Annotated in this window: 11 protein-coding genes and 1 pseudogene; 8 read left to right on the top strand and 4 right to left on the bottom strand. The window is 59.4% G+C overall.

Annotation, left to right across the window (positions count from 1 at the left end; genetic code table 11):
- The first annotated feature begins 1 nt into the window (after window position 1).
- From K5Q02_RS04405 to K5Q02_RS04425, 5 genes are read left to right on the top strand one after another with little or no spacing between them, the layout of a single operon-like run.
- Complete coding sequence (locus tag K5Q02_RS04405; protein WP_225836761.1) at window positions 2–1,759, top strand: bifunctional alpha/beta hydrolase/class I SAM-dependent methyltransferase; 1,758 nt, start codon at window positions 2–4, stop codon at window positions 1,757–1,759.
- Complete coding sequence (locus K5Q02_RS04410; protein ID WP_225836763.1) at window positions 1,759–3,108, top strand: phosphatase PAP2/dual specificity phosphatase family protein; 1,350 nt, start codon at window positions 1,759–1,761, stop codon at window positions 3,106–3,108. The genes K5Q02_RS04405 and K5Q02_RS04410 overlap by 1 nt, the downstream gene beginning before the upstream one ends.
- A gap of 1 nt (window position 3,109) precedes the next feature.
- Window positions 3,110–3,556 carry a hypothetical protein gene (locus K5Q02_RS04415; protein WP_225836766.1) on the top strand — a complete coding sequence of 149 codons (447 nt, stop codon included), beginning with the start codon at window positions 3,110–3,112 and terminating at the stop codon, window positions 3,554–3,556.
- A gap of 10 nt (window positions 3,557–3,566) precedes the next feature.
- Window positions 3,567–4,187 carry a lysophospholipid acyltransferase family protein gene (locus K5Q02_RS04420; RefSeq protein WP_225836768.1) on the top strand — a complete coding sequence of 207 codons (621 nt, stop codon included), beginning with the start codon at window positions 3,567–3,569 and terminating at the stop codon, window positions 4,185–4,187.
- 1 nt (window position 4,188) lies between these two features.
- Window positions 4,189–5,121, top strand: a complete 933-nt coding sequence (locus tag K5Q02_RS04425; RefSeq protein ID WP_225836779.1) for a phosphatidate cytidylyltransferase — start codon at window positions 4,189–4,191, stop codon at window positions 5,119–5,121.
- An 86-nt stretch (window positions 5,122–5,207) separates the two neighbouring features.
- Here K5Q02_RS04425 and gyrB read toward each other — a convergent pair whose 3' ends face one another.
- The 4 genes and pseudogenes from gyrB to dnaA all read right to left on the bottom strand — a co-directional run bounded on the left by gyrB (window position 5,208) and on the right by dnaA (window position 11,507).
- Window positions 5,208–7,625, bottom strand: coding sequence for a DNA topoisomerase (ATP-hydrolyzing) subunit B (gene gyrB, locus K5Q02_RS04430; protein WP_225836781.1), 2,418 nt, complete (start codon window positions 7,623–7,625; stop codon window positions 5,208–5,210).
- A 3-nt stretch (window positions 7,626–7,628) separates the two neighbouring features.
- Window positions 7,629–8,731, bottom strand: a pseudogene (gene recF, locus K5Q02_RS04435) (DNA replication/repair protein RecF).
- A 143-nt stretch (window positions 8,732–8,874) separates the two neighbouring features.
- Window positions 8,875–9,978, bottom strand: coding sequence for a DNA polymerase III subunit beta (dnaN, locus tag K5Q02_RS04440; protein WP_225836785.1), 1,104 nt, complete (start codon window positions 9,976–9,978; stop codon window positions 8,875–8,877).
- A gap of 35 nt (window positions 9,979–10,013) precedes the next feature.
- Window positions 10,014–11,507, bottom strand: coding sequence for a chromosomal replication initiator protein DnaA (dnaA, locus tag K5Q02_RS04445; protein ID WP_225836787.1), 1,494 nt, complete (start codon window positions 11,505–11,507; stop codon window positions 10,014–10,016).
- A 511-nt stretch (window positions 11,508–12,018) separates the two neighbouring features.
- Here dnaA and rpmH point away from each other — a divergent pair.
- Genes rpmH through yidD form a run of 3 tightly spaced genes read left to right on the top strand, consistent with a single transcriptional unit; the run spans window position 12,019 to window position 12,808 of the window.
- Window positions 12,019–12,153 carry a 50S ribosomal protein L34 gene (rpmH, locus tag K5Q02_RS04450; protein ID WP_003213577.1) on the top strand — a complete coding sequence of 45 codons (135 nt, stop codon included), beginning with the start codon at window positions 12,019–12,021 and terminating at the stop codon, window positions 12,151–12,153.
- A 15-nt stretch (window positions 12,154–12,168) separates the two neighbouring features.
- Window positions 12,169–12,570: a ribonuclease P protein component gene (rnpA, locus tag K5Q02_RS04455; protein WP_225836789.1), complete on the top strand. Its 402-nt coding sequence runs from the start codon at window positions 12,169–12,171 to the stop codon at window positions 12,568–12,570.
- The gene (gene yidD, locus K5Q02_RS04460; protein WP_013793567.1) at window positions 12,563–12,808 is read left to right on the top strand and encodes a membrane protein insertion efficiency factor YidD; all 246 of its coding nucleotides are present in this window, start codon (window positions 12,563–12,565) and stop codon (window positions 12,806–12,808) included. Before rnpA ends, yidD begins: the two co-directional genes overlap by 8 nt.
- Window positions 12,809–12,810 lie beyond the last annotated feature (2 nt).

The raw sequence follows: 12,810 nt of genomic DNA on the forward strand, positions 1-12,810 counted from the left end.
AATGACAGAAGCTCGCTCGAATACCTTCACGACCCACGACGGCGTCAGCCTGTTCTACCGTCACTGGCCTGCTGTGGATGCACAGCCAGACTCGCCACGCCGCGCCATCGTCATGTTTCATCGCGGCCACGAACACGGCGGGCGCATGGCCCATCTGGTCGAGGAACTGGGCCTGCAGGGTTTCGACTTTTTCGCCTGGGACGCGCGCGGCCACGGCGAATCACCGGGCGCGCGCGGCGACAGTCCGAGCTTCGCCACCAGCGTGCGCGATGTGCAGACCTTCATCGATCACATCGCCAATACCCACGGCATCGATACCGCAGACATGGTGATACTGGCGCAAAGCGTCGGCGCGGTGATCATCTCTACTTGGGCACACGACTACGCCCCGAAGATCCGCGCGCTGGTGCTTGCCTCGCCAGCCTTCAAGGTCAAGCTGTACGTACCGTTCGCACGGCCAGGGTTGAAGCTGATGCGCGCCTGGCGCGGCAATTTCTTCGTCAACAGCTACGTCAAAGCCAAGTTCCTCAGCCACGACCCGCAACGCATCGCCTCGTTCGACAACGACCCGCTGATCACCCGCGCCATTTCGGTGAACATGCTGCTGGGCCTGTACGACGCCGCCGAACGCGTGGTCGCCGACGCGCAGGCGATCCAGATCCCCACCCAGTTGCTGATCTCCGGCAGCGATTTCGTGGTGCACCGCAAACCCCAGGAGCAGTTCTTCCATCGTCTGGGTAGCCTGGACAAGGAAATGCACATCCTCCCCGGGTTCTTCCACGACACCCTGGGCGAGCGTGATCGTTCCCATGCCCTCACGCGCATTCGCCGTTTCGTCCTGAAGACCTTCGAAGGGCCGCTGCAAAGGCCCTCTCTGCTGGATGCCGATCGTTTGGGCTGGAGTTGCGCCGAGGCCGAAGAACTGGCGGCGCCGCTGCCGAAAAACTCGCCTCGGGATCTTTACTGGCGCGCCACGCGGGCCAGCATGAGGCTCGGCAGCAGTGTGTCTGCGGGCGTGAAACTGGGCTTCGACACCGGTTTCGATTCCGGCAGTACCCTGGATTACGTGTACCGCAATACGCCCACCGGCAGCTCGCCAGTGGGCCGGCTGATCGATCGCAACTACCTGAACTCCATCGGCTGGCGGGGCATTCGTCAGCGCAAGGTGCACGCCGAAGAACTGCTGCGCCTGGCCATGGGTAAATTGCGTGAGCAGGATCGCCAGGTACGCATCGTCGATATCGCTGCCGGCCACGGCCGCTATATCCTCGAGGCGCTGGAGCAGGGTACCGAAAAGCCCGACTCGATCCTGCTGCGTGACTACAGCGACATCAACGTGCGCGACGGTGCAGCGCTGATCGAGCAGAAGGGCCTGGGCAGCATCGCTCGCTTCGTCAAAGGCGATGCCTTCGACAAGGCCGACCTGGCTGCGCTGGATCCGAAGCCGACGCTGGCGGTAGTCTCCGGCCTCTATGAATTGTTCGGCAGCAACCAGATGATCGGCGACTCGCTGGCAGGCCTGGCGGCAGCCGTGGAAGAGGGCGGTTACCTGATCTATACCGGCCAGCCCTGGCACCCGCAGCTGGAGCTGATCGCCCGCGCGCTGACCAGCCACCGTGACGGCCAGGCCTGGGTGATGCGCCGCCGCAGTCAGGCAGAAATGGATCAGTTGGTGGAGGCTGCCGGCTTTCGCAAACTGACCCAGCGCATCGACGAGTGGGGCATCTTCAGCGTATCCCTGGCCCAGCGGGTGTCTTGATGACGCCCGCCGCGGTCATCCGCGAGAGCGGGTTATGGAAGCGCGGCGTACTCTGGCTGCTACTGCTCGCGCCGCTGTTCTTCGGCACCTACGGCTTCGCCAACTGGTTCACCGGCCAGCGCGATGACGTCGGCAGCCTGGTATTCGCCTGGGAGCGGCAGATTCCCCTGTGGCCCTGGACGATCATTCCCTACTGGTCGATCGACCTGCTCTACGGCCTGGCCTTCCTGCTGCCGGCTACCCGTTGTGCAGTGGATCGGCTCGGCTTGCGGCTGCTGACCGCTCAGGTGATCTGCATCAGCTGCTTCCTGCTCTGGCCGCTGCGTTTCACCTTCGACCGTCCGGCGCTGGACGGTTTGTTCGGGCTGATGTTCGACGTGCTGATGGGTTTCGACAAACCCTTCAATCAGGCACCGTCGCTACACATCACCCTGCTGGTGGTGCTGTGGGCCTGCTTTGCCCATTCGGCGGTTGGTATATGGCGTGTTGTGTTGCACGTTTGGTTCGCTCTGATCGGCCTTTCGGTACTGACCACCTGGCAGCATCATTTCATCGACGTGCCGACTGGCATGCTCGCCGGCTTCCTGTGCCTGTGGCTATGGCCCAGCGAAGGGCGCAGCCCACTGTTCGCCTGGCGCCTGGCCCGTGATCCGCAGCGCTGGCGGCTGGCCTTGCGCTACGCCTTCGGTGCGGCGCTGTGCAGTGCGCTGGCGATGCACTTCGGTGGCTTCGCTCTATGGTTGCTGTGGCCGGCATTGTCGTTGCTGATGGTGGCGCTGAACTACGCACTGTTCGATGCACAGGGTTTCCAAAAGCGTGCCGACGGTCGTCTCAGTGCTGCCAGCAATTGGCTGCTGGCCCCCTATCTGGCCGCCGCCTGGATCAACTCGCGGGCCTGGACACGCAAGCACCCGCAACCCGACGAGGTAGCCGACGGCGTCTGGCTCGGACGCATTCCCGGACGGGGAGAAGAGCAGGCTTTTGCGGCAATCGCCGACCTGTGTGCCGAGTTGCCGTGCCGTGTTAAGGACAAACCCTACCGAGAGCTGGCCTGCCTCGATCTGATCGCCCCGAGCACCGCGCATTGCCTGCAGGCGGCAGTGGCCATCGACGATCTTCGCCAGCACGGCCCCGTGTTGGTGTGCTGCGCACTGGGCTACTCACGTAGCGCTACCGCGATCGCCGCCTGGCTGTTGCACAGTGGCCGTTGCACGAGCGTCGCAGAGGCCGTTTCGCTGCTTCGCCAGGCCCGCCCACAGGCTGTGCTGGGAAACGCTCATTTACAGGCGCTGGAGGGCATATTGAGCCAACCGGCGGCCATTTCGGGAGGCGCCTTGCATGGCCAGTGAAATGCACCTGCAACTGGTCGCTGGACTGTTGCGCCGCGGCAAGGCCATCGACCATCTATCCAGCGCGTTGACCCTGCTGGCTCTGATCATTGGTCTAGGGCCTTTGCTTGGTTTCATGGCGCTCACCACGGGAGGCGCAGTGTGCGTACTTTTGCTGGTCTGCGGCCTGCTGCAAAAGTACTACGCCCTGCGGGTGGCCCTGGATGCCGAACTATTCAGCAGCCTCGCCGCGGCACCTGAGCAACTCGACAGGCGCACTGCGGAACTCGATCAAGCGCTCCTCATGCTAGGCCGCAAGGTCAGCGACAGTTCGCGCTCCTGGCAACAACGCAGCCAAGGTGCACTGCGCCTGCTGCGGATGCAGATACTCTGGTTCAACTTGCAACTCCTCGTTGCCTTGGCGGCCATCGTGCTGATGCCATGGCTTTCACAGGTTCGATTCGGATAAGGAAATATCCATGCTTGCGTCCCTGGTCGCCTTTTTCATCACCTCCGGCGCGCGCCTGCTCACCGGTGCCCGGGCCCTGTGGCTCGGTAGTACCGCGCAGCCGGTGCAGCGCATCTACTACGCCAACCACAGCAGCCACGGCGACTTCGTGCTGCTCTGGGCGTCGCTGCCCGCCGAACTGCGCAAACGCACCCGCCCGGTAGCCGGTTCGGATTACTGGATGAAGGGCACGCTGCGCAGCTTCCTGATCCAGCGGGTGTTCAATGGCGTGCTGGTCGACCGCCAACGCAGCGACACCAGCGCCAATCCACTGCAGGCAATGATCGATGCGCTGGGCGAGGGCGATTCGCTGATCGTCTTCCCGGAAGGCACCCGCAACCTCGAGGACGGCCTACTGCCATTCAAGAGCGGTCTCTACCACTTGGCCAAGGCGCGCCCGGACGTTGAAGTGATCCCCGTATGGATCGCCAACCTCAACCGGGTAATGCCCAAAGGCCGAGCCCTGCCATTACCGCTGCTATGCACGCTGAATTTCGGCGCACCACTGGGCATGGGCGAAGAGGAGGGCAAAGACGCCTTCCTCGAACGCGCGCGTAATTCCCTGCTGGCCCTGGCTCCCGAGGAGGTTTGAGATGGATCGCAATACCTTGCTGTTGTTCGCCGGCATTGGCGGCATCCTGCTCCTCGCCAGCCTGGTCGGCTGGCTGCTGAAACGACGCGCCGGCCCAGGCCCGCACGCGGTCATCGACAACCTCAACGCCCGCATCAATGCCTGGTGGGTGATGGTGCTGGTGATCGGCTTTGCCTTTCTGTTCGGCAATATCGGCGTGGTGGTGCTGTTCTACTGCGTGTCGTTCTATGCCCTGCGCGAGTTCATGACCCTGACACCAACGCGGCGCAGCGACTACCCCGCACTGATCGCCGCGTTCTACTTCGCGCTGCCGATGCAGTACTTGCTGATCGGTATCGGCTGGTACGGCCTGTTCGCCATCTTCATTCCGGTCTACCTGTTCCTGCTGCTGCCAATCCTGTCTTCGCTGGGTGGCGATACCACGCGCTTCCTGGAGCGTACCTCCAAGGTGCAGTGGGGGCTGATGATTGCCGTGTACTGCATATCCACCGTACCGGCGCTGCTGACCTTGGAGATCGCCGGCTACGAGGGCCGCAACCTGCTGTTGATCGCCTGGCTGGTGATTGTCGTGCAGATATCAGACGTGCTGCAGTACGTCTGCGGCAAGCTGGCCGGTAAACGCAAGATTGCCCCCAACCTGTCGCCGTCGAAGACCGTGGAGGGCTTCTTCGGTGGCGTGGCACTGGCCACTCTGATCGGCGCCTCGCTGTACTGGATCACCCCGTTCGCCTTCTGGCAGGCCGGCCTGTTCGCCTTGCTGGTGTGCCTGCTCGGCTTTGCCGGTGGCCTGGTGATGTCGGCGATCAAACGCGATCGCGGCGTGAAAGACTGGGGCCATATGATCGAAGGCCACGGCGGCATGCTCGACCGCCTCGACTCAGTGTGCTTCGCCGCCCCAGTGTTCTTCCATATGGTGCGCTACTGGTGGGCGTGAAGGGCTCGCTTATCGATCAGTAAATAGCTGATTAATAATAAAAAACCCGGCTCAAGGCCGGGTTTTTTATGCACTACCGAATGACATCAAACGTCGAGGTTGGACACCGCCAGGGCGTTGGTCTCGATGAAGTCGCGGCGCGGTTCTACTTCGTCGCCCATCAGGGTGTTGAAGATCTGATCCGCGGCGATGGCGTCTTCGATACGTACCTTGAGCATGCGACGAACCTCAGGATCCATGGTGGTTTCCCACAGTTGATCCGGGTTCATCTCGCCAAGACCTTTGTATCGCTGGATGCTGTGACGCTTGGTGCTTTCGGTCATCAGCCAGTTCAGGGCGTCCTTGAAGGTGGTGACCGGCTTCTTGCGCTCGCCACGCTGCACGTAAGCGCCTTCTTCCAGCAGACTGTTCAGCTGGTCGCCCAGGCTGGTGACGGTCTTGTAATCGTTGCTGGTGAAGAAATCACGGTTGAAAGTGATGTAGCTGGAGTTGCCGTGTGAAACCAGCTCGACCTCAGGCAGCCACAGGTGACGCTCGGTGTCTTCGCGCAGGCTGGTTTTGTAAGCCAGCCCAGACTTTTCCATGGTTTTCAGGCGGGCGTCGAACAGGGCCAGCCAGCTTTCCATAGAGGCTTTGTCAGCCATCAGCTCGGTGCTTACGCCCGGCAGATACACGAAGTGCTCGGTGAGCTCCATTGGGTACAGACGCGACAGACGCTTGAGGGTCTTCATCACGGTCCGGTAATCGCCGACCAACTCCTGCAGGGCAGTACCCGATAGGCCCGGAGCGGCTTCGTTGACGTGCAGGCTGGCATCTTCCAGCGCCGACTGGGTCATGTATTCCTCCATGGCCTCGTCGTCCTTGATGTACTGCTCCTGCTTGCCCTTCTTGACCTTGTACAGCGGTGGCTGAGCAATGTAGATGTAGCCGCGCTCGACCAGCTCAGGCAACTGACGGAAGAAGAAGGTCAGCAGCAGGGTACGGATGTGCGAACCGTCGACGTCAGCATCGGTCATGATGATGATGTTGTGGTAACGCAGCTTGTCGATGTTGTATTCCTCGCGACCGATGCCACAGCCCAGAGCGGTGATCAGCGTGCCGACTTCCTGAGAGGAAATCATGCGATCGAAACGCGCACGTTCGACGTTGAGGATCTTGCCCTTGAGCGGCAGAATCGCCTGGGTCTTTCGGTTACGGCCCTGCTTGGCAGAACCGCCCGCGGAGTCACCCTCCACGATGTACAGTTCGGAGAGGGCTGGGTCTTTCTCCTGGCAGTCGGCTAGTTTGCCTGGCAGGCCTGCGATATCCAGCGCGCCTTTACGGCGGGTCATCTCACGGGCTTTACGCGCGGCTTCACGGGCTCGGGCAGCGTCGATCATCTTGCCGACGATCAGCTTGGCTTCGTTTGGATGCTCGAGTAGGAAGTCAGAGAAGAACTTGCCCATCTCTTGCTCGACCGCGGTTTTCACTTCGGAGGAGACCAGTTTGTCCTTGGTCTGCGAACTGAACTTTGGGTCTGGAACCTTGACCGAGATGATCGCGGTCAAGCCTTCACGGGCATCGTCACCGGTGGTGGCGACCTTGTGTTTCTTGGCCAGACCTTCCTGCTCGATATAGTTGTTCAGGTTGCGCGTCAGCGCCGAGCGGAAGCCCGCCAGGTGGGTACCACCGTCACGCTGAGGAATGTTGTTGGTGAAGCACAGCAGGTTCTCGTTGAAGCTGTCGTTCCACTGCAACGCCACCTCTACACCAACGCCATCATCGCGTTGTACGGAGAAGTGGAACACCTGGTTCACGGCAGTCTTGTTGACGTTCAGGTATTCAACAAATGCACGCAGGCCACCTTCATACTTGAACAGCTCTTCCTTGGCAGTACGCTCATCCTTCAGGAGAATGCCAACGCCGGAGTTCAGGAACGACAGCTCGCGCAGGCGCTTGGCCAGAATGTCCCAGCTGAAGTGAATGTTGGCGAAGGTGTCTGCGGACGGTTTGAAGTGAATCTGCGTACCTGTGGTATCGCTGTCACCAACAGCCTCGATAGGTGCTTGTGGCACACCGTGAATGTAGGTCTGTTCCCAGATCTTGCCGCTGCGGCGAATGGTCAACACCAGCTCTTTGGAGAGGGCGTTGACCACCGAAACACCCACGCCGTGCAGGCCGCCAGAAACCTTGTAGCTGTTGTCGTCGAACTTACCGCCGGCGTGCAGCACGGTCATGATGACCTCGGCAGCAGAGACGCCTTCTTCCTTGTGAATATCGACCGGAATACCACGGCCATTATCGCGCACACTGATCGACTCATCCGGGTGGATGGTAATGGTGATATCGCTGCAATGCCCCGCTAGGGCTTCGTCGATGGAGTTATCGACCACCTCGAAGACCATGTGGTGCAGACCGCTGCCGTCATCAGTGTCGCCGATGTACATGCCAGGCCGCTTGCGTACGGCATCCAGGCCCTTAAGAACCTTAATGTTATTGGAGTCGTACGTTTGGTTTTCGCTCATGCTTCACTCCCGGTGGTCGAGGTCTGGGTGATACGTCCATGTTCCACGTGGAACATGGAAACCGGCGTATCCGTTTGCCAGCCATCGCTCAACAATTCATGGTCTACGCAGGTGATGAATACCTGGCAGTTCAAATCTTCCAACAAACGGCACAATGCGCGGCGGTGTTGTTCATCCAGTTCTGACGGTAAGTCATCCACCAGATAGATACATTGGCCACGCTTGGCCTGATCAACCAAATGCCCTTGGGCAATCCGTAAGGCACACACCACCAGCTTCTGCTGGCCGCGGGACAAGATATCCGCTGCGTTGTGCGCGCCAAGCCTCAACCTGAGGTCTGCTCGCTGCGGCCCGGATTGGGTATGCCCAATCTGCTGGTCACGCAACAGGGAAGACGTCAGCACTTCATTCAGGGGACGGTCTTTATCCCATCCCCGGTAGTAGCTCAGCGTGAGCCCCTGAAGCTCAACCAGCTCGCTCAGGGTGCGCTCGAAGACAGGCTTGAGCTGCTGTATGTAGGATCGCCGATAACTGTCGATTTCATCGCTGGCCAAGCACAACTCACGATCCCAGGCCGCTTGAGAAACGGCATCAAGTGTACCACGGCGAAGCCACGAGTTCCGCTGCTTGAGGGCCTTCTGGAGGCGCTGCCAGGCAGGGAGAAAACGAGGTTCCACGTGGAACACTCCCCAATCGAGAAACTGCCGGCGGATTTTTGGAGAGCCTTCTAGCAAGCGGAAGCTGTCCGGATTGATCAGCTGCAACGGCAGGGTTTCAGCAAGCTGCGCGGCACTGCGCGCGTTCTGCCCATCGATGCGAATCTGAAACTCGCCCTGACGATCCCGTGAAACGCCCAGATTGCTCTGCCGACCATCACCCAGACTGACCTGACCGAACAGGGTGCAGACCTGCTGCTCATACTGGATGACAGGCAACAGCCGAGCGCTGCGAAATGAACGTGCAAGTCCCAGTAGGTGGATGCCTTCAAGCACACTGGTTTTACCGCTGCCGTTGGCGCCATAGAGGATATTGATGCGCGGGGAGGGCATCAGCGTCGACGGCTGCAGGTTGCGCACCGCGGTCAGGTTAATGCGGATCAGGGACATGAAGCGGGCCGTCGTGGAGAAGGGCGAACAAATAGCACTGCCAGAAACGAAATCAGCTTTGGATGTAGCGGGTCAGTGTCTGACCCGAACATACCAAAGCTGATTTCAATAACGCCTGGGTTGCCGATTAGCGGCAGCGCCAATTACAGGCGCATCGGCATGACGACATAAGCGGAATCGTCATTGTCGGCTTCCTGCACCAGCGCACTGCTGTTGGAGTCAGACAAAATCAGACGTACCTGCTCGGTGGTCATCACGCCCAGCACATCGAGCAGATAGCTGACGTTGAAACCAATCTCCAGCGCGCCACCGTTGTACTCGACGGCAATTTCTTCTTCGGCTTCTTCCTGTTCCGGGTTGTTGGCCTGGATTTTCAGCAGGCCTGCAGCCAGTTGCAGACGAATGCCGCGGTACTTTTCGTTCGACAGAATTGCGGTGCGGCTGAAGGCTTCACGCAGACCCTGACGATCGGCAACGACCAGCTTGTCACCACCACGGGGCAACACGCGCTCGTAATCCGGGAACTTGCCGTCGACCAGCTTGGAGGTGAAGGTGAACTCGCCTGTGGTCGCACGAATATGGTGCTGACCCAGAACGATGCTGACGGTGCCATCCTGCTCGGTAAGCAGACGGGCCAGTTCCAGAATGCCTTTACGCGGCACGATCACCTGGTGGCGCTCGACCTGCTCGATGCTGGCTTCCATGGAGCACATCGCCAGGCGATGGCCATCGGTGGCGACAGCGCGCAACACACCGGTCTGCACTTCCAGCAGCATGCCGTTGAGGTAGTAACGGACGTCCTGCTGGGCCATGGCGAAGCTGGTGCGTTCGATCAGGCGACGCAGCTTGCTCTGCACCAGATCGAACGTCAGCGAACCCGGGCCTTCTTCGACGGTAGGGAAATCGTTGGCAGGCAAGGTGGACAGCGTAAAACGGCTGCGACCGGCCTTGACCAGCAGCTTCTGCTCGTCGACACGAATGTCGATCAGCGCGTCGGACGGCAGGCTCTTGCAGATATCCATCAGCTTGCGGGCCGGTACGGTGATTTCACCTGGCTCGGCAGCATCTTCCAGCGTCACACGCCCGACCAGCTCGACCTCAAGGTCAGTACCGGTCAGCGACAACTGCTGGCCTTCGACGACCAGCAGAACATTGGAAAGAACCGGCAAGGTCTGTCGGCGTTCCACGACGCCGGCGACCAGTTGCAGGGGTTTCAACAGGGCTTCGCGTTGAATGGTGAAGTGCATGGTCTAGTCCCTTGCCTCGTGCGTGGAGTTGCGTATCAAGTGGTCAGTGTACGCAGCAGATTCTTGTAATCCTCGCGAATATCCGCGTCGGACTCCCTAAGTTGAGCAATCTTACGACAGGCGTGCAATACCGTGGTGTGATCGCGGCCGCCGAAGGCCACACCGATTTCCGGCAGGCTGTGGTTGGTCAGTTCCTTGGACAACGCCATCGCCACCTGACGCGGCCTGGCAATGGATCGTGAACGGCGTTTGGACAACAGATCGGAGATCTTGATCTTGTAGTACTCGGCCGTAGTGCGCTGGATATTGTCGATGCTGACCAGCTTGTCCTGTAGGGCTAGCAGATCCTTCAGCGACTCACGAATCAGCTCGATGGTGATATCGCGGCCCATAAAGTGCGAATGCGCGATCACGCGCTTCAACGCACCTTCCAGCTCACGCACGTTGGAGCGAATACGCTGGGCAATAAAGAACGCCGCATCATGGGGCAAATCGACTCTGGCCTGGTCGGCCTTTTTCATCAGAATCGCCACACGGGTTTCCAGCTCCGGCGGCTCGACCGCAACGGTCAGGCCCCAGCCGAAGCGCGACTTCAGGCGCTCTTCCAGACCTTCAATCTCTTTCGGGTAACGGTCGCTGGTGAGAATCACCTGCTGGCCACCTTCAAGAAGCGCATTAAAGGTATGAAAGAATTCTTCCTGGGAGCGTTCCTTCTTGGCGAAGAACTGGATGTCATCGATCAGCAGCGCATCCACCGAACGGTAGAAACGCTTGAATTCGTTGATGGCGTTGAGCTGCAGCGCTTTGACCATGTCAGCCACGAAACGCTCGGAATGCAGGTAAACGACCTTGGCATTAGGGTTCTTTGCCAACAGGTGGTTACCCACCGCGTGCATCAAATGCGTCTTGCCGAGACCCACGCCCCCATAAAGGAAGAGCGGGTTGTAACCGTGCTTGGGATTGTCCGCTACCTGCCAGGCTGCAGCGCGAGCCAGCTGGTTCGACTTACCCTCAACGAAGTTGTCGAAGGTAAACGTCCGATTGAGGTAACTGGTGTGCTTAAGGCCACCCTCTACCTGCACATTGCGTTCATTACGAGCCGGGGCAACGCTGGATGCGGCGCCGGCCATGGAATCAAAGCTGGCTCGAGAAGGTTCGGACTGCGCCGGAGGTTTCGGCGGCGGTGCACTGACCTGCGGCGCGGGGGCAGACGGTGATGGGCTGCTGTAATTAGAAACCGGCAACGAAGGTGAAGCCGTCAGTACAGCTCGCGGCGCGGAACTACGACGGCTGCCTATCAACAGCGATATGGCGGGCACCACACCCGATGCACGCTCACCAAGCAGCTCGAGCATACGGCTCATGTACTTTTCATTGACCCAGTCGAGTACGAAACGATTAGGTGCGTAGACACGCAGCTCATCGCCTTCAGCTTCTACTTGTAGTGGACGGATCCAGGTGTTGAATTGCTGGGCAGGCAGTTCATCACGTAGAAGTTCTACGCACTGCTGCCAAAGTTCCACGGACACGGACATCCCCTGATCAAAAACGCTGAGTCAAAAACAGCCGCTATTGTAGCCTCCGTAGCCCGAGTTATCCACATACGAAAGCCGTTCAGTACATGCCAAATCAACGCGTTACATGATGGATGAATAACTATAAACCCTGTGGATAAAGCCCCCTGAGATCAGTGCGCAACCCTAGGGGAAACTCGGTGGATAATCGGCCTGTGGGTAAATAGCCCTTTCATCCCCAGCTTATACCCACGTATCCAACACCTACAGCACCGCTTTCTGACAGAGTTTCAAACTCATTTGAGCCTTGGCCGCAAAGGCCTACAGGCACTTATCCACAGAACATGGATTACTTAAATATAAAAACAATAACAAGCTCTTCTTAAAAGATTCTTTCCTTTATATATTTATCTATCTCGAAAACACCTGGTTGGAAATTGACCTGGCCTGCGGCTTTGTCTAGAATCGCCGGTCTCTTAAAACGGGGGCCATTCCGGCCCGTTGTCGACAACCAGGTAACCGCATCATGAAACGCACTTTCCAACCCAGCACCATCAAACGCGCTCGTACCCACGGCTTCCGTGCTCGCATGGCTACCAAGAACGGCCGTGCCGTCCTGTCGCGTCGTCGCGCCAAGGGCCGTGCTCGCCTCGCAGTCTGATTTTCCAGTCTTGTGGTGAGTCGAGGCTTCGGCCGGGAGAAGCGCCTGCTAACTCCCCGGCAATTCAAGGCAGTCTTCGACTCTCCCAGCGGCAAAGCGCCGGGCAAGAGTGTCCTGCTGCTTGCGCGCAACAATGAGCTTGATCATTCACGCCTAGGTCTGGTGATCGGGAAGAAGAGCGTCAAGCTCTCTGTTGAGCGCAATCGCCTGAAACGCCAGATCCGCGAGTCGTTCCGCCTAAACCAGGACAACCTGGTGGGCTGGGACATCGTGGTGGTCGCGCGTAAAGGCCTGGGTGATCTGCAGAATGCCGAGCTGTCTCAACAGTTCGGCAAGCTGTGGAAACGCCTGGCGCGCAGCAAACCAGCCCAACAGGCCGATGCCCAGACCGGGGTGAACGACAATCCCCATGCGTAAACTGGTTCAAGCTCCAATCCGGTTTTACCAGTACGCCATCAGTCCAATGATGGCCAGTCATTGTCGTTTCTACCCCACTTGTTCCTGCTACGCGCTTGAAGCCATCGAAACCCATGGCGTCCTGCGTGGTGGCTGGCTGACCGTTCGTCGTCTGGGACGCTGCCACCCCTGGCATCCCGGAGGCTACGATCCGGTGCCCCTCGCGAAACACTCCCGTTCCTCTTCGATGGCCGAATAATC

Origin of the sequence: Pseudomonas sp. MM211 (assembly GCF_020386635.1) — a bacterium.
GTDB lineage: Bacteria > Pseudomonadota > Gammaproteobacteria > Pseudomonadales > Pseudomonadaceae > Aquipseudomonas.